We start from the raw sequence: 19,008 nt of genomic DNA, 5'->3' as shown, positions 1-19,008 counted from the left end.
GGCCGCGGCGCTCGCCGTCATGCTCGCCGCGTTCGCGGTCGGCCTGCGGACCGGCCGGCACCGCGGCGTCGACGTCGCCTGGGGCCTGGGCTTCGCCGCGGTCGCCCTGACCGGCTACGGCCTGTCGGCCGGCCACGGCGACGCCGGGCGCCGCGCCCTGGTCACCGCGCTGGTGCTGGTCTGGGGAGCGCGGCTGTCCGCCCACATCGCCCGGCGCTCCCGCGGCGCCGACGAGGACCCGCGCTACGCGGCCATGCTCGCCAGGGCGCCCGCGGGCTCCCGGGGGTGGTACGCCCTGCGGAAGGTGTACCTGCTGCAGACGGGGATCCTCTGGTTCGTCTCGCTGCCCGTCCAGGCCGCCCAGTACCTGCCGGACCGGCTCGGACCGCTCGCCTTCGCGGGCACCGCCCTGTGGGCGGTCGGCCTGTTCTTCGAGGCGGTCGGCGACCGGCAGCTGACCCGCTTCAAGGCCGACCCGGCCAACCGGGGGCTGGTCATGGACCGCGGCCTGTGGCGGTACACCCGCCACCCCAACTACTTCGGCGACGCCTGCGTCTGGTGGGGCTTGTTCCTGTTCGCGGCCCAGGCCCCGATCGGCTGGGCCTGCCTGCCCGGCGTGCTCCTGATGACCTGGCTGCTCGCCTTCGGCAGCGGAAAACCCCTGCTGGAACGGCAGCTGAGTGAACGCAAACCAGGCTGGGCCGACTACGCGGCCCGCACCAGCGGCTTCCTCCCGCTGCCCCCGCGCCGCGGCCGTTCCCGGGCCGGCTGACGACGGTGCCCATCGGGCCGGTCCTGTCCGGCGCCGTGGTGTCGCTCCAGGACGACCACCTGCGGTGGAGGACCGGCACGGTTTTTGACGCGACGGAGCCCGCCGCCCGGTGGATTCCGGTGCGGCGGGCCCGTGGTGCCGAGGGGTCAGGAACCGGCCACGGCCAGTCCGGTGATACCGGATTCCGGGACGTTGCGGCCGGGCGCGGTGACGTCGGCCCAGGCGGACCAGCGGCCGGCGGTGTAGTCGCCGTTCGCGTTGTGGAGGTGGCCGTTGCCGACGCCGTACAGGTGGAGGGTGTTGCCGGTGGCGGCGGCGCTCAGCCGGGTGACCGAGCCGCCGAGGCCGATGGCGTCGGACACGTTCGCCCAACTGGTCCAGGTGCCTGCGGCGTAGTCGCCGGTGGCCTGGTGGACGTTTCCGCCGGCCAGCGCGAGGACGTGGAACTTCGACCCGATGGCGGCGGCGGACAGTTCGGTGATGCCGCTCGGGCTGCCGATGTACGCCGTGAGGTCGCCGTTGCTCCAGGTGCCGCGGGTGTAGTCGCCGTCGGCGACCCGCAGGTGCCCGTCGGCGCCGAGGGCCGCGACGTGCAGGGTGTTGCCGATGGCGGCCACCGCGATCCGGCCGACCGGGGCGTGCAGCCAGGTGGCGGCGGTGATCTCGCCCCACCCGCTCCAGCGGCCGCTGTCGTAGTCGCCGACGGCCTCGAAGATCCGGCCCTCGGCGAGCGCGACCACGTGCAGCTTGTTGCCGATGCTCGCGGCGGCCACCTGGGTGACGGACGGGTTCAGCCCGGCCGGGACCTTGCCCGGGACGGCGGACCAGTTGCCCCACAGGGTGCCGGTGCGGTCCCAGTCGGCGACCTCGACCATGCCGTCGAACGCGGTCCGGACGGCGTGCAGGTTGCCGTTCGCGGTGTACGCGGCGGCGACCGAGACCGGTGCGGGGTCGGCCGGGGCGATCTTGGCGAACGGGCCCCAGCTGCCGCTGGTGTAGTTCGCCTGGCCGTCCGAGAGCCCGTCGTTCGAGGTCTGGGCCAGGACGCGGACCCGCTCCCCGGACCGCAGCGCCTTCTGGGCGTCGGTGTAGTCGACGTCCACCACCTTGCTGACGCTGGCCGTTCGGCCGCCCTCGTCCGTCTCGGTGAGCGTCACCGTGTAGGTGCCGGGGCGGGCGTACGTGTGCTGCAGGACGCCGGAGCTGACGACGGTCCCGTCGCCGAAGTCCGCCCGGAAGTCGCGGATCCTCCACGGGCCCGAGCTGTAGCTGCTGTCGGCCCAGTAGGTCAGCGCGGGCCCGGATTCCACGGGCCTGACGTTGAGCACCGGCACCAGCGGGCCGGGACGGTTCACGTAGACGTACGCGAGCTGCGGGCTGACCACGCGCACGCCCAGCTCGTCCGTGGCGGTCACGGTCGGGTGGTAGGCGCCGACCGCGGTGTAGGTGTGCACGACGGACGAGTCCGTGGTCACCAGCGGCGCGCTGCCGTCGTCGAACTCGTACGTGTAGGTGACCTTGGTGGGCCAGGAGTTGGTGACACTGGCGGTGAGTCGGATGTCGAGCGGCGGCGGCCCCATGTCCGGGGAGCCGTTGATCCCCATGGTCTGGAGGTAGGCGCTGTGCAGGCCTTCGAGCTCGTGGGCGCCGCGGTCTCGGCCGGTGCCCCCGGGGGTGTTGGCGACCAGCGGGTCGTCCAGGGCCGCCCTGCCGTCGAGGTCCGCGGGGAGCGTTCCGGGCGCGGCCGGGTCGGCCGAGTCGATGGCGGCCGTGGCCGTCTCGAGCAGCGTGTTGCGCTCCGGCAGGTTGCCCGGGTTGAACCTGACGTCCTGGTCGGCGTCGTGGCCGGCCTGGCCGGTGGCGGCGGTCAGCGACTGCGGGGAGCGGTAGGCCGTCCCCGCCCAGGTGTAGGCCGAGGCGTCGGCGAACGGGTGGACGACGTTGAAGTCGACGGTGGTGCCGGCGGTGGCGGCGGCCGCGACCACGACCTCGGACTCGCCCCGCCCGCCGGTGTCCGCCCCGCAGGTGGTGGCCGGTCCGGTCGAGAGCGACTCGCCGTTGTGGGCCGTCAGGACGTTGTTCTCGACGACCGCGCCGGTGGAGGCGCCGTCCAGCGTGACGCTCGGGCCGCAGGCGAACGCGACGGTGTTGTGCACGACCGTCAGACCGGGCGCGTCGGTGCCCCGGACGCCGCTCAGCGTGCGGGAGAGGTCGTTGGTGGTGACCACCGTGCCGTGCGCGCCGCCCTCGGCCACCACACCGGCCGACTGGTAGAGCCGGTTGCGGCTCACCGTGACGTGGTCGCTCTGCCCCGTGACCCGGACCGCCGCCCCGCGCACGTCGGAGCCGAAGGTGTTCGCGTCGACCGTGACCCGGGCGGAGTCCGTCACGGTCACCCCGTCGAGCGTGCTGCGGACGGCGAACTGGCGGACCACCACGTCGTGCACCCCGGAGACGACGAAGGCGTGGGCGCCCTTGCCGACGAGCGGGAGCTTGCCGATCGATCCGGTGGTGGAGGCCGGCGTGCCGACGAAGGTGATCGGCTTGTCGGGGGTGCCCGAGCGGGTCAGGTGGACCTCCTCGAGGTACCCCTGGGTGTAGCGGACCTGGACGGTCTGTCCCGGCTCGACGACGTTCGCCGCGGCGGTGACGGTGCAGAACGGCTGTGCCTGGGTGCCCGGGCCGTCGTCCGAACAGTGGGCGGGGGCGGCGTTGTTGACGTAGAGCGTGTCCGCGGTGTCCGCGAGCGCGGGTACCGGGACGGTGAGAACGACGGTGGCCCCGGCGGCCGTCAGGCCGAGGGCGCGGCGTATGCGCAAGATCGAGTCTTTCGGTGGGAGTGGCGCCGGGGAGCGCCCGCCGGCGCTGGAGGGGCCGGACCAGCCTCGCAGAAACCGTTCGGACACGTCGACACGGATTGCCCGTTGCCGGATCTCACCTTGATCACATTTGCGCGGACCGCGCCCGGGCCTGACGTTCCGCCGGCTGCCCGGGGCACATGGCAAAGGAGCCGAAGGCGCCGCGCCGGGCCCGCCGCGACGAGCCCGGCGATCGCCGACGGGCCCGGCCGCCCCGCGGGTCAGGCCGTCTCGACGGGCAGGCCGGCCTCCACCCAGTCCTGGATGCCCTCGCGGTACTTGCGGACATCGGTGTACCCGAGCGCCGTGAGCCGATCGGCGACCTGGCCGCTGTTCGGGCACGCCGGGTTGGAGCAGTAGGTGACGATGGCGGCGTCGCGGTCCGGGAGCAGGGCGGGCGCCTGCGCGTCGACGTCGGCCCGGACCAGGGCGACGGCGCCGGGCAGGTGCTGCTGTGCGTAGTACTCGCCGCCGAGCGTGTCCAGGACGGTCACGGCGTCGGCCGCGATCGCCGCTGCCAGTTCGTCACGGGAGATGAGTGTGGTCATGTCGCTTCCTCCGGGTGAATCGGACTACAGTCCTCTTGTGACTCACGACAGTAACGGACCGCAGTCCGGTTCGGCAACACCGTTGGAACTGCTGCGCACCCCGCCGCCCAAGGAGCGCGCGGACGCCGCCCGCAACCGGGCCGCAGTACTGGAGGCGGCCGGCCGGCTCTTCGCCGAGCACGGCGTCGAGGCCGTGTCCATGGACCAGGTGGCCGCGGCCGCCGGCGTCGGCAAGGGCACCCTGTTCCGCCGCTTCGGCGACAAGTCGGGCCTGGCCGCCGCGCTGCTCGACGCCCGCGAACGCGTCCTCCAGGAAGCCGTCCTGCAGGGCCCGCCCCCGCTCGGCCCCGGAGCCCCGGCCGGCGAACGCCTCACCGCGTTCCTCGACGCCTACCTCGACTACCTGCTGGAGCACCTCGCGCTGGTCCGGATGTCCGAGACCGCCACCCCCGGCGCCCGCTACCGCATCGGTGCCTACCGCTTCTGGCACCGCCACCTGGCCATCCTGCTCACCGCCACCCCCGACCCCGACCACACCGCCCACGCCCTGCTCGCCCCCCTCGCCGCCGACCACGTCGCCGCACTCCTCCCGGAACTCGGCGAACAGCGCATGCGGGACGGCCTGCGGCGGCTCGCCCGCGCGGCGATGTGACACGGCCCGCCCCTCGGGAGCGGGCGACGGTCAGGACGGTGGCGCGATCCGGGCGACGTGGTCCGACGTCGCCGTCACGGTGGGCTGTTCGCGGGACGGGTTGTCGAAGGCCGGGGTGCGGTCGGGGACGGCCTGCTCAGGCCCGGCGGGGAGGAGCAGGTACGCGAAGCGGATCAGGCCGTCGGGTTGATCGCCGTGAGGAAGGCGGTGTCGGTCGCCGGGTCGAGGGAGCAGCGGCCGTGCTCGAACTCGGCCGTCACCGTCGCGTCGAAGGCTTCGCTGCGCACCCAGGCCGCGCCCGGCGGTTGGAGACCGGCGAGCGGCTTCTCGAACCACGACAGGCTGACGCCGTCGTGGTCGTCGGTGAATCCTCCGCCCGCGATCAGGGCGGCCGCCCTGCCCGGTTGCAGACGCAGTACGGCCGTGACGACGAAGTCGGGTGAGGGCAGGGTGCGCTCGTTGTCGCGGCTGGTCACCCAGCGCGCGGACACCAGTGGGCCGAGCGCTGGGAAGTGCCGTTCCATCACGGCGGTGCCGGTGTGTTGCTCCTCGCGGCCGCCGCCTCCGGCGACGTCGGTCGCCGCCCAGAGCCCGGCACCGCCGAGCAGGGTGCCCGCGCCGAGCGCGAGCGCGGTGCGCCGCTTCATTCGACTCCCCCTGTCCCCGCGCCCGGCCGGAACGGGGGCGATCCGCCTGTTGTATCAGGTGGGGCGTGGTCAGAGTTCGAACACCCCGTACGAGAACCCGTCCGCCCGGATCTCGGTGCCGTCGACGCGGACGCCTCGCACCACGAGGGCCTGGCGCGGCGTCAGGTCGGGGAGGGTCAGCGCGGCCGGCTCGCGGCGCGGGTTGACGACGACCAGGAAGCGGCCGCCCCTGAGGTAGGCGAGGGGGTAACCGGCGTGCAGGACTTCGAGGCTGCCGTGGGCGCCGAGTTCGGGCTGGGCGCGGCGCAGGGTGATCAGGCGGCGGACCAGGTGCAGCAGGGAGGTCTCGTCGGCGCGTTGGGTGGCGACGTCGGGACGGCCGGGGTCGGGGTCGAGCGGGAGGTAGAGGTCGGTGGCGGTGGAGAAGCCGGCGCCCGGTGTGGCGTCCCACTGCATGGGAGTGCGGCAGCCGGCGCGGTTGTAGCGCGGGCCGAGCGTGCTGCCCTCGGTGTCGGGCAACCCGGGGACGTACCGCATGCCGATCTCGTCGCCGTAGTAGATCGCGGGCAGGGCCGGCCAGGTGAGCTGGAAGGCGAAGGCCGGGGCGAGTTGGTCGGGGGTGCGCGGGCCGCACGCCAGGCGGGAGAAGTCGTGGTTGGAGGTGGGCAGGGAGATCCGGCCGGTGGTGCCGACGGCCCGGTCGGCGCTGCGCCAGGCGTCCAGGAAGACTCCGATGTCGCCCTTGCCCTCGGCGTCGAAGTAGCACGGCTCGGGGGGCCAGCCGTCCTGGTCGGTGCCGGTGCCGTTGTGCCAGAGCGAGCGCAGCGGCCGGCCGTCCTGGTCGCCGCCGAACTGGAGCAGGAAGTCGGCGTGGAACCCGGCCGGGACGGACCGTGCCGGGTCGCCCCACTCGGCGAGCAGGGCCGCGTCGGGGTGCCGCTCGTCCAGCCAGCCGCGCAGCTCGGTCCAGAGCCGGCCGGTCTCGACCTTGCCGGGGTCGTCCTTGACCAGGGAGGAGGCCATGTCGACGCGGAAGCCGCAGACGCCCAGCCCGAGCCAGTGCGCCATGATCTCGCGCAGCGCGGCCCGGTTGGCGCGCGGGCCCTCGGCGTCGACGCCCTGGCGCCAGGGTTCGGCCGGATCGGTGCGCGCGTAGCCGAAGTTGAGGGCGGGCTGGAAGTCGAAGAAGTTCGGCAGGTACCAGCCGGGGCGGCTGCCGGGGGAGGGGACGAACCGCTCGGCGGGGTGGTCGGCCCAGATGTAGTGGTGGTCGGACGGGTCGTGGGCCGAGGCCCGGAACCAGGGGTGCTGGTCGGAGGTGTGCCCGGCGACCAGGTCGAGCAGCACCCGGATGCCCAGGGTGCCCGCCCGGTCGGTGAGTTCGGCGAGTGCCGCGGCGTCGCCGTAGCGCGGCGCGGTGGCCAGGTAGTCGCCGACGTCGTAGCCGGCGTCGCGGAACGGCGAGGCGAAGCAGGGGTTGAGCCAGATCGCGTCGACGCCGAGCCAGTGCAGGTACTCCAGGCGCTCGGTGAGGCCGGCGAAGTCGCCGATCCCGTCGCCGTCGGAGTCGGCGAAGCTCTGCGGGTAGATCTGGTAGAGGACGGCGTCGGACAGCCAGGCCGGTACGGGGCGGTTCGCGGTCATACGGCGCTCCTTCTCCCGGGGACGCGGGGGCGGACTCACTCCAGGATGCCCGCACCGGGCCGCGGATGCCGGTACTGCGCGAAGAACGGTGCCGGGGCGCCGCTACCGCTCGCGCGGCAGCGTCCACACCTCGGAGTCGGCCGGCGGCGGCGGGGTCGCCCGCCAGCCGCTGCGGTCGGCGTTGCGGTCCCAGTACGGGACCGGCTCCTCGAAGTAGAACTCGTGCGCCCAGTGCTCGGGCGACTCGTGGCAGGCGATGTCCGGGTAGGGGGCGAACTCCTGGCCCGCCCAGGCGCCGTGGCCGGGTCGTGGTACCGGAAGACGTTGTAGTGCAGGCCGGTCTCGTCGTCGTGGTACTGGCCGGGAGTTATGCCCGTCAGGACCCGGCGGCGCCGTCGGACGGCTCCCGGAAGGCCGCCAGGATCCGCTCGGCCGCCAGCGTCGCGGTCAGCGTGCCCTCGCGGACCTGCTGCTCCAGGCCGGGCGTGAGCCGCCGCACCTCGGGGTGCTCGTGCAGGGCGGACAGCAGCTGGTCGTGGACCATGGACCAGGTCCAGTCCACCTGCTGGTCGCGCCGTTTGGCCTCCAGCGCCCCGGAGGTGTCCAGGAGCCGGCGGTGCTGCTGGAGCCGCTCCCAGAGCTCGGCCAGGCCGCCGCCGTCCCGGCCGCTGCAGGTGAGCACCGGCGGCGTCCAGACGGCGTCGGGCGCCTGCAGCAGCCGCAGGGCGCCGGCCAGTTCGCGGGCGGCGGCGCGGGCGTCCTGCTCGTGCGGGCCGTCCGCCTTGTTGACGGCGACCAGGTCGGCGAGCTCCAGCACGCCCTTCTTGATGCCCTGCAGCTGGTCGCCGGTGCGGGCGAGGGTGAGCAGCAGGAAGGAGTCGACCATGTTGGCCACCGTCGTCTCGGACTGGCCGACGCCGACCGTCTCGATCAGCACCACGTCGTAGCCGGCGGCCTCCATCACCACCATCGACTCCCGGGTGGCCCGGGCCACCCCGCCCAGTGTCCCCGAGGTCGGGGACGGCCGGACGAAGGCGTTCGGGTCGACCGCCAGCTTCTCCATCCGGGTCTTGTCGCCCAGGATGGAGCCGCCGGTGAGGCTGGAGGTCGGGTCGACGGCGAGCACCGCCACCCGGTGGCCGGAGCCGGTGAGCATGGTGCCGAGCGCCTCGATGAAGGTCGACTTGCCCACGCCCGGCACGCCGGTGATGCCGACCCGCACCGCCTTCCCGGCGTGCGGCAGCAGCTCGACCAGCAGGCGCTGGGCCAGCGCCCGGTGGTCGGGGCGGGTCGACTCCACCAGCGTGATGGCCCGCGCGATGTACGCGCGCGAGCCTTCGAGCACGCCCTTGACGTAGGCGTCGAGGTCGATCGTCCGAGGCGGCATCAGGTCAGCGGCTCACAGCTCGTGGCCGAGGTCGGCGGCCAGCGCCTTCAGCAGGTCGTAGGCCGCGTCCGGGATGACCGTGCCCGGCGGGAAGACGGCGGCGGCCCCGGCCTCGTACAGGGCGTCGAAGTCCTGCGGCGGGATGACGCCGCCGACCACGATGGTGATGTCCTCCCGTCCGGCGGCGGCCAGTTCGGCGCGCAGCGCGGGGACCAGGGTGAGGTGTCCGGCGGCCAGCGAGGAGACGCCGACGATGTGCACGTCGGCCTCCACCGCCTGCCGGGCGACCTCGGCGGGGGTCTGGAACAGCGGGCCGACGTCGACCGTGAAGCCCAGGTCGGCGAAGGCGGTGGCGATCACCTTCTGGCCGCGGTCGTGCCCGTCCTGGCCCATCTTGGCCACCAGGATGCGCGGGCGGCGGCCCTCGGCCTCCTCGAACCTCTCGACCAGCGCCCGGGTGCGCTCCACCCCGGTGGACGGTCCTGCCTCGTCGCGGTACACACCGGAGATGGTACGGATCTGGCCGGAGTGGCGCCCGTACACCTTCTCCAGGGCGTCCGAGATCTCGCCGACGGTGGCCTTGGCCCGGGCCGCGTCCACGGCCAGCGCCAGCAGGTTGCCCTCCAGCGAGCCGCCGCCCTTGGCACCGGCCTCGGCCGAGCGGGTCAGCGCCCGCAGCGCCGCCTGGCAGGCCTCCTCGTCGCGCTCGGCGCGCAGCCGGCGGAGCTTGTCGATCTGCTGGGCGCGGACGGAGGAGTTGTCGACCTTGAGTACGTCGATCTGCTCGTCGTTGGCCACCCGGTACTTGTTGACGCCGATCACCGGCTGGCGGCCGGAGTCGATCCGGGCCTGGGTCCTGGCGGCGGCCTCCTCCACGCGCAGCTTGGGGATGCCGGCGTCGATCGCCTTGGCCATGCCGCCGGCCGCCTCGACCTCCTGGATGTGCTGCCAGGCACGGGCCGCCAGGTCGTGGGTGAGCTTCTCCACGTAGGCGCTGCCGCCCCAGGGGTCGATCACCCGGCAGGTGCCCGACTCCTGCTGGAGCATCAGCTGGGTGTTGCGGGCGATCCGGGCCGAGAAGTCGGTCGGCAGTGCGAGTGCCTCGTCGAGCGCGTTGGTGTGCAGCGACTGGGTGTGGCCCTGGGTCGCGGCCATCGCCTCCACACAGGTGCGGGTGACGTTGTTGAACACGTCCTGGGCCGTCAGGGACCAGCCCGAGGTCTGCGAATGGGTGCGCAGTGACAGCGACTTGGCGTTCTTGGGGTCGAACTGCTTGACCAGCTTGGCCCACAGCAGCCGGGCCGCGCGCAGCTTGGCGACCTCCATGAAGAAGTTCATGCCGATCGCCCAGAAGAACGACAGCCGGGGCGCGAACGCGTCCACGTCCAGACCGGCGCCCAGGCCCGCCCGCAGGTACTCCACGCCGTCGGCGAGGGTGTAGGCCAGCTCCAGGTCGGCCGTGGCCCCGGCCTCCTGGATGTGGTAGCCGGAGATGGAGATCGAGTTGTACCGCGGCATCTTCTGCGAGGTGTACGCGAAGATGTCGGAGATGATCCGCATCGAGGGCAGCGGCGGGTAGATGTAGGTGTTGCGGACCATGAACTCTTTGAGGATGTCGTTCTGGATGGTCCCCGCGAGCTTCTCCGGAGGCACCCCCTGCTCCTCGGCGGCCACGATGTAGAGCGCCAGGATCGGCAGCACCGCGCCGTTCATGGTCATCGACACCGACATCTTGTCCAGCGGGATGCCGTCGAACAGCTGGCGCATGTCGTAGATCGAGTCGATCGCCACACCGGCCATGCCGACGTCGCCGGTCACCCGGGGGTGGTCGCTGTCGTAGCCGCGGTGGGTCGGCAGGTCGAACGCGACCGACAGGCCCTTCTGACCGGCCGCCAGGTTGCGCCGGTAGAAGGCGTTCGACTCCTCGGCGGTGGAGAAACCGGCGTACTGGCGCACCGTCCACGGCTGGTTCACGTACATGGTCGGGTACGGGCCGCGCAGGTACGGGGCGACGCCCGGGTAGGTGCCCAGGAAGTCCAGCCCGTCCAGGTCCCCGGCGCTGTACAGCGGCTTGACGCCGATGCCCTCCGGGGTCTCCCAGAGCAGCTCCTCGACGTCCTTGCCGGTGGCCTGCTGCCAGGCCGCCCGCCACTGCTCACCGGTGGCGGCGGTGCCCGCCGGCGAGTCGAGTCCGATCTCCGTGAAGTCGGGGATCATCGGGCCACTCCGATCTGGTCGAGCAGGGAGGTGAGGACCGCGACCGCGTCGGCGCCCGCGAAGACGAACTCGTCCACCCCGGCCTGCCGGTACGCCTCGCCCTGCTCACCCGCGGGGCGGCCGGCCAGCAGCACCCGGCCGGCGCCGGCCTGCTTGAGCGCGGTGGCCACCGCCTCGGCGTGCTCCTCGTAGAGCGCGTCGGCGGAGCAGAGCGCGGCGACGGTGGCGCCGCTCGCGGTGAAGGCCGCGGCCAGCTCGGCCGGGTCGGTGCCCTGGCCGACGACGGTCTCGATACCGCCGGCCTGGAACAGGTTGGCGGCGAAGGTCAGCCGCGCGGTGTGGGCGGCGGCCGGCCCCAGGGCGGCCAGGAACAGCCGCGGGCGGGCGCCGGTGGCGTCACGGTGCCGGTCGGAGCGGGCGCGCAGGGCCTCGTACGCCTCGGCGCGGCGCACCCGCGGCAGGCCGCCGGCGAGCGGCGCCGGGGCGGCCTCGCGGACCAGCGCCTGCTCCTGGAGGTTGGGGAACTCGCTGACACCGGTGATCGGCTCCTTGCGGCGGGCCAGCGCGACGGAGCGCCGGGCCCAGGTGTCGCCGATCCGGTCCGCGATCAGCCCGGAGCCGAGGGCGGCGCGCTGGCCGCCGGCCCGCTCGATCTCCTGGAACCAGGCCCAGGCGGCCCGGGCCAGCTCCTCGGTCAGCCGCTCGACGTACCAGGAGCCGCCGGCCGGGTCGACGACCCGGGCCAGGTGGGACTCCTCCAGCAGGATCGCCTGGGTGTTGCGGGCGATCCGGCGGGCGAAGGCGTCCGGCAGGCCGAGCGCGCTGTCGAACGGCAGGACGGTCACCGAGTCCGCACCGCCGACGCCCGCGGCCAGGCAGGCCACGGTGGTGCGGAGCATGTTCACCCACGGGTCGCGCTCGGTCATCATCACCGTCGAGGTGACGGCGTGCTGGCGCTGGGCGGCGGCCTCCGGGGAGATCCCGCTGGCCTCCGCCACCCGCGACCACAGCCGCCGGGCGGCCCGGAAGGTGGCGATGGTCAGGAACTGGTCGGCGCCGGCCGCGAGCCGGAACTCCAGCTGGGCGGCGGCCTCGTCGGGGCTCAGCCCGGCGGCCGTCAGCTCGCGAAGGTAGGCGACACCGGTGGCCAGCGCGCAGCCCAGCTCCTGGGCGGGCGAGGCGCCGGCCTCGTGGTACGGGAGCGCGTCGACGGTGATCGTGCGCAGGCCCGGGTAGCCGTCCCGCAGCCGGGCGGCCAGTGCGGCGGCCTCGGTGAGCAGGGCGGCGGTGGGCCGGTCGTCGCCGGTCCGCGCCAGCAGGCCGAGCGGGTCCGCGCCCAGGCTGCCGGCGGCGGCCTCGGCGGGCACGCCGCGCTCCCGGTACAGGGCGAGCAGTGCCTCGGTGGCGGCCGGGAACTCGGCGCCGGCGTCCAGGGCCACGGCGGCCAGGTCCAGGTAGACGCCCTGCAGCAGCTCGGGCAGCGCGCCGATCGGCAGGCCGTCGCGGCCGAGCTCCAGCCAGAGCGAGCTCACGCCGTGCTCCAGGTCGGCGAGCACCGCCTCGTTCGAGGTCCGCGGGTCCGGGTGGGCGTGGCGCTGGCGCACGTCCCAGCCGGAGACGGCCGAACCCTGCGGCCGGCTGCCCCGGACGAACGGCGGGAAGCCGGGGAACCCGGCCCCGTCGGGGGCGTCCTCGGCGGTGTAGAGCGGACGGACCGTGAGGCCGTCCTCCAGCTTGGTGGCGAGGGCGTCCTCGGCCTGCGTACCGGTCACGTCCTGCTTACCGGACTTGCGCAACACACCTTCGACCAGGCGTTGCCACTGCTCACGGCTTGCATCCGGGAACTCGGCGGCCAGGGAGAGCCCTTCGGGCGAGACCGTCATGAGGGAAGGTTAGAGCCCGTGCCGCTGCGGCTGTACCGCAAACCGGTGTGACCTTTCACTCCTTGCACTCCAAGCGCCGCAGAGTGCAACACCGGTGGCCGCGGGGGCAGTGTTCTGGCGGCTCGGCGTGGTGCGCCGACGACGGGCCCCGGCGCGGCCAGCGCGGCGTCCGTCGCCCGGGCCGCCCGGGCGTCCAGCCGGCCCGCGGTGCCCCACAGCAGGTGGCCGCTCTCGGCGGCGGCCAGCACCAGCAGCCCGGGCAGCAGGTCGGTGCAGCGGGCGGCCACCCACCGGGTGCCCTGGGTCGCCATCCAGTGCAGGTCGGCGGCGAGGCCGGGGGCCGCGGTCGGCGGGGCGGCGGCGGGGGCCGGGCCGAGCCGGCGGCCCGAGGCGGCCAGGACGGCGTGGAACTCGCGCGCGATCCGGTGGTGGCCCGCGGTACTCGGGTGCAGGCGGTCGACGCTGAGCAGGGCCCGTTCGGTGAGCCAGGGCAGCTCGGCGAGGTGCAGGTGGGCCGCGCCGTACCGGGCGGACAGCGCGTGCACCACGGCGTTGACGGCCCGCATCCGGCGGGCCAGCGGACGGGCCAGCGGCGGCGGCAGCCGCAGCAGCCGCCCCGGATCCGGCAGGCAGGCGGTGAGCAGGGTGCCGCCCCGGGCGCGCAGGGCGGCCAGCGCGGTGTCGAGGTGGCGGGCCGTCCCGGCGATGTCGAAACCGGCCCGCAGGGTGTCGTTGCCGCCGATCAGCACGGCCGCGTGGGTCGGCCGCAGGTCGAGCGCCGCGGGCAGCTGCGTCCTCGTCAGGTCGGCGCTCAACGCCCCGCTGTGGGCCTGGTTGCGGAACTCGACCGGGCCGTCGGACAGGCTCGGCGCCAGCATCGCCGCCCAGCCGCGCGGGCCCGCCGGCGCCGCGTCGCCCACCCCCTCGGTGATCGAGTCGCCCAGCGCGGCGAACCGGACCGCCGTCACGGCGCCGCCTCCGGCCGGCCGACCGGCGTGGGCACCCGGTGCGCCGCCAGGAACGCCGCCACCGCCGACTCCCAGCCGAACACCTCCGCCCGGGCCCGGGCGGCCGCGCGCCGCTGCTCGGCCGGCCGTGCCAGCAACTCCCGTACCGCGGTGGCGAATCCCTCCCCGGAGTCGTCCGCGGCCAGGCCCGCCGAGCCGACGATCGGCGGCAGCGCGGAGGAGCGGCTCACCGCCACCGGCGTCCCGCAGGCGAGCGCCTCCAGCGCGGCCAGCCCGAAGGTCTCCACCGGACCGGGGGCGAGGACGGCGTCCGCGCTGGCCAGCAGCGCCGCCACCTCCGCCCGCCCGCCGAGGTGCCCCAGGAACCGCACCGGCAGCCGTAGCTCGGCGGCCCGGGCCTCCAGCCGACGGCGCAGCGGGCCGGCCCCGGCGACCGCCAGCACCGCCGGCATCCGGTGCCGCCGCCGCAGCACGGCCAGCGCCTCCAGCGCCCGTTCGGGCCGCTTCTCCGGCGACAGCCGGGAGCACAGCACCAGCAGTACCTGGCCCGGCTCGGCGTACCTGGCCCGGACCTGCGGATCCCGGAAGTCCGGGTGCAGCTGCGCCAGGTCGACGCCGAGCGGCGCCCGGGCCAGGTTGGTCGCGCCGATCCGCTCGAACTCCGCGGCGGCCCAGGCGGTGGTGCACAGCACCGTGTCGTACGCCCGGGCCGTCCTGGCGTTCAGCCGGTCGGCCAGCGTACGGGCGGTGCCGGCCGGTGCGCCCCAGGTGCCGAGCAGGCCGGTGGCGCTCTCGTGCGAGACCATCATCGACCGGACGCCCTGGGCGCGGGCCCAGGCGCCGGTCCAGCGCAGGGTGGTGCGGTCCGAGACCTCCAGCCGGTCGGGGGCCAGTTCCGCGAGGGTCCGGGCGACGGCCCGCCGGTCGGTGAGCACCCGGTATCCGCCGCTGCCGGGGACGGGACGGCCGGGCAGGGTGATCACCCGGCCCTGGGGGGTCGACTCGTCCGTGCGGCGCCGGCCGGGCACCACCAGGACGGGCCGGTGCCCGGCGGCCAGGTACCCCTCGCCGAGGTGGCGCAGGGCCGTGCGCAGGCCGCCGGAGACCGGGGTGACGAAGTTCGCCACCCGGACGATCCGCAGCCCGTCGGGCGGTCGGCTCATGCCGGGAGCTCCTCGGGCAGCTGTCGGGCGGTCGCCGAGCTGGCCGCGGCCGGGCCCGCGCCGGTGTCTGCGGCCCGGTCGGCCGTCGGGTACAGGGCCTGGACCGGGGCGCCGTGGTGCTCGGCCAGCACCTCGGTGTAGTGGCGCAGCAGCAGGTCGCCGACCGCCTCCCAGGTGCGGGCGGTGACGTCGGCCCGCCCGGCCTGCCCGTAGGCGGTCCGGACCTCGGGGCCGGCCGCGGCCAGCTCGGCGACCGCCCGCGTGACGGCCGCGGTGTCCCGGGGCGGCACCAGCAGGCCGGTCCGGTGGTGCCCGACCAGGTCGAGCGGGCCGCCGACGGCCGGTGCGACCACCGGGACGCCGCTGGCCATCGCCTCCTGGATGGTCTGGCAGAAGGTCTCCAGCGGCCCGGTGTGCACGAAGAGGTCGAGGGTGGCGAAGCAGCGGGCCAGCTCGGCGCCGGTGCGGCGGCCGAGGAACAGCGCCCGCGGCATCGCCGCCCGCAGGGCCGGCCCGCTCGGCCCGTCCCCGATCACCACCACCCGCACGCCGGGCAGCTCGCAGGCCCCTGCCAGCAGATCGACCCGCTTCTCGGGGGCCAGCCGGCCGACGTAGCCGACCAGCAGCTCGCCGTCGGGGGCGAGGGTGCGGTGCAGGGCGTCGTCGCGGTGCGAGGGGTGGAAGCGGACCGAGTCCACGCCGCGCGGCCACAGCCGTACCCGGGGCACCCCGTGCGCGGTCAGGTCCTGCGCGGCGGGGGTGGAGGGCGCGAGCGTACGGTCCGCGGCGGCGTGCACCGACCTGATCCGGGCCCACGCGAGCGCCGAACCGGCCCCGCGGCCGACCCGGTACGCCTGGGCGTAGCCGGCCAGGTCGGTCTGGTAGACGGCCACCGTGGGCAGCCCGAGGCGCTGGGCCACCCGCGCCCCGCGGGCCCCGAGTACGAACGGACTCGCCAGGTGGACCAGGTCGGGGCGGTGCTCGGCGACCGCTTCGGCCAGCCGCCGGCTGGGCAGGGCCACCCGCACCTGCGGGTAGCCGGGCAGGGGGATCGACGGGACCCGCACCACCGGCAGCGGAGTCGAGTCCGGGCCGAAGGAGTGCGGCGGGCAGTGGGCACCCCGGGCCGGAGCCGGGGTGATGACCAGCGGCTCGTGGCCGCGGCGGACCAGGTGCTCCGCAGTCCTCAGCACGCTGTGGGCGACGCCGTTGACCTCAGGAGGGAAGGACTCGGTGACGATGGCGACTCGCATGCCAACGTTGTGTCCGGCCGGGGCGTGCGCCCGACCACGGGGATCTTTCGTACAGGCGAACGTCCGTGGCCAATTGGGCGCGGGGCCGCTCAGCCGTGTGCGGCGGGTGTCTCCTCACGCATCGCCCACGGTGAGCCGTACGCGGTGAGGAGGTCGAGGAAGGGCTTCGGCGGCAGTGCCTCGGGGCCGAGGACGCCGGCGCCGGACCAGGCTCCGGTGGCGAGGAGTTCGAGGGCCACCACGGGGTTGACGGCGGTCTGCCAGACCACCGCCTGGGAGCCGTACTCGCGCATCGACCAGGTGTTGTCCACCACGTGGTAGAGGTAGACCTCCCGGGGGCGGCCGTCCCTGGTGCCGCGGACCCAGGTGCCCGCGCAGGTCTTCCCGTGCATCCGGTCCCCGAGGGTGGCCGGGTCGGGCAGGCAGGCGGCCACGACGTCGCGCGGCGAGACCCCGACCGGGCCGTCGGCGCTGCCGACCGTGACCGGGTCGGTGGCGGCCAGGCCGAGCCGGTGCAGGGTCTTGAGCACGTCGATGAAGTCCTGGCCCAGGCCGTACTTGAAGGTCACCCGGCGGGCGCCGACCCAGCGGGGGATCAGCAGCACCTCCTCGTGCTCCACGTTGACGCACTCGACCGGCCCGATCCCGTCCGGGAAGTCGAACACCTCCGGCTCGCTGAACGGCTCGGTGGTGTACCAGCCGCGCCCGGACTCGAAGACGACCGGCGGGTTGAGGCACTCCTCGATGGTCGTCCAGATGCTGAACGAGGGCGCGAAGTCATAGCCGTCGACGGTCAGGTCGGCGCCGTCCCGGACGCCGATCTCCTCGATGTCGTCGAAGAGTTCGTCGGCGGCGTAGCGGGCGAAGACGTCCGACAGCCCCGGTTCGACGCCCATCCCGCACAGCGCCAGCCGGCCGGCCTCCTCCCACGCGCGGGCCCGCGCGAACTGCTCGTCGCCGAGCTTGACCCCGCACTCCTGGTACGGCCGTTCCGGGTGCGGCCGGGACAGCGACATCGCCATGTCGAGGTAGTGCGCCCCGCCCGCCAGGGCCGCCTCGAACAGCGGCAGCACGAAGCGCGGGTCGGTGGCGTTGAACAGCACGTCGCAGTGGTGCTCGGCGAGCAGCGCGGTGACGGCGGCGGGGTTGGAGGCGTCCACGGCGGCGGGGCGGAACCGCTCCCCGCCGGGCCGGCCGGCGAGCGCGCCGACCGCGGCCTCGGCCCGCGCCGGGTCGTAGTCGGCGACCACGAACTCGTCGAAGAACGGGCGGCGGACGGCGATCCGGGTGGCGGCCGTGCCCACCCCGCCCGCGCCGACCAGCAGGATCCTCATCGTGGCCTCACGGGGCGTCGGCCGGGTCGGCGGCGCTGACCGGGACGTCGGGGTGCCGGAACCAGGGGCCGTCGACCGCCCACTGGATCAGCATCAGCACCACGCCGAGCACCAGGGCACCGATGCCGATGACGGTCACACCGCCGGTCTCGCCGAAGATCGGCAGGTCGATCGAGGTGGAGCCGTAGTCGGGGTCGGCGTAGACGTCGAAGGCGCCGTAGCAGAAGAAGTACAGCAGCATCAGGCCGCCGAGCAGCGGCATCAGGCCCTTGAAGACGAAGTCCCGCACGCTTCTGGTGAGCACCTTGCGGTAGTACCAGACGCAGGCGAAGCCGGTCAGGCCGTAGTAGAAGGCGATGGCCAGGCCGACCGAGGCGATCGAGTCGGCGAGCACGTTGCCGCTGATCGCGGTGAGCAGGACGTAGAACGCGATGGAGGCCAGGCCCATGCCGACGGTGGACCAGGTCGGCGTGAGGTGGCGGTGGTGCACCCGGGCGAACTGGCGGGGGATGGCCTTGTGCGCGGCCATCGAGAAGGTGGTCCTGGCGGTCGGCAGGATGGTGGTCTGGGTGGAGGCCGCGGAGGAGGTCAGCACCATGAAGATCAGCAGTTTGGTGAGGAACCAGCCCAGCCCGGCGCTGCCGAAGACGGCGCCGCCGAGCGAGGACAGCACGTCCCCGGAGTTGTCCTCGTTGCCCAGCCCGATGCCCTCCGTGCCGATGCCCGCGAACGCCTGCGCCGAGGTGGAGACCAGGACGTAGATGAGCAGCAGCAGGACGGTGGAGATGACCGCCGCCCGGCCGGGGGTGCGCGCGGCGTCGGCGGTCTCCTCGTTCACCGAGACGGCCGTGTCCCAGCCCCAGTAGATGAAGACGGCGGCCAGGATGCCGGCGGTGAAGGCCGTGGAGGAGGACACCTCGAACGGGTTGAACCAGGACGCGTCGATGCTGATCGCGGTGTCGGGCGGGCTGTCCCCGTACACCTTCACCAGGGCGGTGACCGAGAGCAGCACCAGCATCACGACCTCGATGCACAGCAGCCAGCGCTGCAGGGCGGCCGAGATCTCGATGCCGATGTAGCAGATCGCCGTCATCACGATGATCCACACGACTCCCGCGACGGTGGTCCACGTCGTGTTCTCGGCCAGTCCGTCGAATCCGAACAGCCGGAAGCCGTAGACGCCGGCGATCTGGGCGAGGTTCGCCATCACGATGATGTCGGCGACCACGATGCCCCAGCCGCCCATCCAGCCGGTGCGCGGCCCGAAGGCCCGGGCGCTCCAGGTGAACGTGGTGCCGCAGTCCGGGTCGGACGCGTTGAGCTCCTTGTAGGCGTACGCGATCAGCAGCATCGGGATGAACGCCAGGACGGTGATGATCGGTGCCTGCAGGCCGACCCCGACCACGATGATGCCGAGGGTCGCGGCGAGGCTGTACGCGGGAGCGGTGGAGGCCAGACCGATGGCCACCGAGGAGACCAGGCCGAGTGCGCCGGTCTTGAGGCCCTTCTCGCCGGCCCTGGAACTGATCACCGTGGGTGCGGCGGGCGGCGGCGGAGTGGGTTGTCCGGGGGGACCATGCATCGTTCCCACCCCCTGATCCTGTGCGCAGAGGTACTGACCGGGCTCAACCACCTCAGCGTACGCCCGGGGGCCGACCCTTTCCTGCGGGCTGCGTACGAGG

Annotated in this window: 14 protein-coding genes; 2 read left to right on the top strand and 12 right to left on the bottom strand. The window is 74.2% G+C overall.

From position 1 onward, the window contains the following. Nucleotides 1–19 precede the first annotated feature (19 nt). A complete protein-coding gene (locus OG871_RS09380) occupies nt 20–772 on the top strand; it encodes a DUF1295 domain-containing protein (protein WP_371503255.1) in 753 nt (250 codons plus the stop codon). Nucleotides 773–918: 146 nt separating this feature from the next. On the opposite strand, the gene OG871_RS09375 is transcribed toward OG871_RS09380, so the two are convergent. Both OG871_RS09375 and OG871_RS09370 read right to left on the bottom strand, forming a co-directional pair. Then, nucleotides 919–3,591, bottom strand: a complete 2,673-nt coding sequence (locus OG871_RS09375; protein ID WP_371495849.1) for a PKD domain-containing protein — start codon at nt 3,589–3,591, stop codon at nt 919–921. A 260-nt stretch (nt 3,592–3,851) separates the two neighbouring features. Then, on the bottom strand, nt 3,852–4,178 hold the full coding sequence (locus OG871_RS09370) for a rhodanese-like domain-containing protein (RefSeq protein ID WP_371495847.1): 327 nt from the start codon (nt 4,176–4,178) through the stop codon (nt 3,852–3,854). A 37-nt stretch (nt 4,179–4,215) separates the two neighbouring features. Here OG871_RS09370 and OG871_RS09365 point away from each other — a divergent pair, with 37 nt between their 5' ends. After that, on the top strand, nt 4,216–4,830 hold the full coding sequence (locus OG871_RS09365; protein WP_371495845.1) for a TetR/AcrR family transcriptional regulator: 615 nt from the start codon (nt 4,216–4,218) through the stop codon (nt 4,828–4,830). A gap of 173 nt (nt 4,831–5,003) precedes the next feature. Here the strand turns inward: OG871_RS09365 and OG871_RS09360 are convergent, their stop codons facing one another. From OG871_RS09360 to OG871_RS09315, 10 genes are all read right to left on the bottom strand, one after another. Next, nucleotides 5,004–5,477 (bottom strand): hypothetical protein, encoded by a 474-nt coding sequence (locus tag OG871_RS09360; RefSeq protein WP_371495843.1) that lies wholly within the window; start codon nt 5,475–5,477, stop codon nt 5,004–5,006. Between the two features lie 69 nt (nt 5,478–5,546). Next, nucleotides 5,547–7,121 (bottom strand): alpha-amylase family glycosyl hydrolase, encoded by a 1,575-nt coding sequence (locus OG871_RS09355; protein WP_371495842.1) that lies wholly within the window; start codon nt 7,119–7,121, stop codon nt 5,547–5,549. A gap of 376 nt (nt 7,122–7,497) precedes the next feature. Continuing rightward, the gene (meaB, locus tag OG871_RS09350) at nt 7,498–8,508 is read right to left on the bottom strand and encodes a methylmalonyl Co-A mutase-associated GTPase MeaB (RefSeq protein WP_371495841.1); all 1,011 of its coding nucleotides are present in this window, start codon (nt 8,506–8,508) and stop codon (nt 7,498–7,500) included. Nucleotides 8,509–8,520: 12 nt separating this feature from the next. Beyond that, complete coding sequence (gene scpA, locus OG871_RS09345; RefSeq protein ID WP_371495839.1) at nt 8,521–10,725, bottom strand: methylmalonyl-CoA mutase; 2,205 nt, start codon at nt 10,723–10,725, stop codon at nt 8,521–8,523. Further along, on the bottom strand, nt 10,722–12,608 hold the full coding sequence (gene mutA / locus OG871_RS09340) for a methylmalonyl-CoA mutase small subunit (RefSeq protein WP_371495837.1): 1,887 nt from the start codon (nt 12,606–12,608) through the stop codon (nt 10,722–10,724). Before mutA ends, scpA begins: the two co-directional genes overlap by 4 nt. Continuing rightward, nucleotides 12,605–13,576, bottom strand: a complete 972-nt coding sequence (locus OG871_RS09335; RefSeq protein WP_371495835.1) for an SGNH/GDSL hydrolase family protein — start codon at nt 13,574–13,576, stop codon at nt 12,605–12,607. The genes mutA and OG871_RS09335 overlap by 4 nt, the downstream gene beginning before the upstream one ends. After that, nucleotides 13,573–14,739 carry a glycosyltransferase gene (locus tag OG871_RS09330; protein ID WP_371495833.1) on the bottom strand — a complete coding sequence of 389 codons (1,167 nt, stop codon included), beginning with the start codon at nt 14,737–14,739 and terminating at the stop codon, nt 13,573–13,575. Before OG871_RS09330 ends, OG871_RS09335 begins: the two co-directional genes overlap by 4 nt. Continuing rightward, nucleotides 14,736–15,992: a glycosyltransferase family 4 protein gene (locus tag OG871_RS09325; protein ID WP_371495831.1), complete on the bottom strand. Its 1,257-nt coding sequence runs from the start codon at nt 15,990–15,992 to the stop codon at nt 14,736–14,738. The genes OG871_RS09330 and OG871_RS09325 overlap by 4 nt, the downstream gene beginning before the upstream one ends. A gap of 89 nt (nt 15,993–16,081) precedes the next feature. After that, nucleotides 16,082–17,326 carry a saccharopine dehydrogenase family protein gene (locus OG871_RS09320; protein WP_371495829.1) on the bottom strand — a complete coding sequence of 415 codons (1,245 nt, stop codon included), beginning with the start codon at nt 17,324–17,326 and terminating at the stop codon, nt 16,082–16,084. A gap of 7 nt (nt 17,327–17,333) precedes the next feature. Then, nucleotides 17,334–18,857: an APC family permease gene (locus OG871_RS09315; protein WP_371495827.1), complete on the bottom strand. Its 1,524-nt coding sequence runs from the start codon at nt 18,855–18,857 to the stop codon at nt 17,334–17,336. Nucleotides 18,858–19,008 lie beyond the last annotated feature (151 nt).

The organism is Kitasatospora sp. NBC_00374 (assembly GCF_041434935.1).
Lineage (GTDB): Bacteria > Actinomycetota > Actinomycetes > Streptomycetales > Streptomycetaceae > Kitasatospora.
Note: the sequence above shows the minus strand (reverse complement) of the source record. Positions and strands in the feature narration are given on the sequence as shown.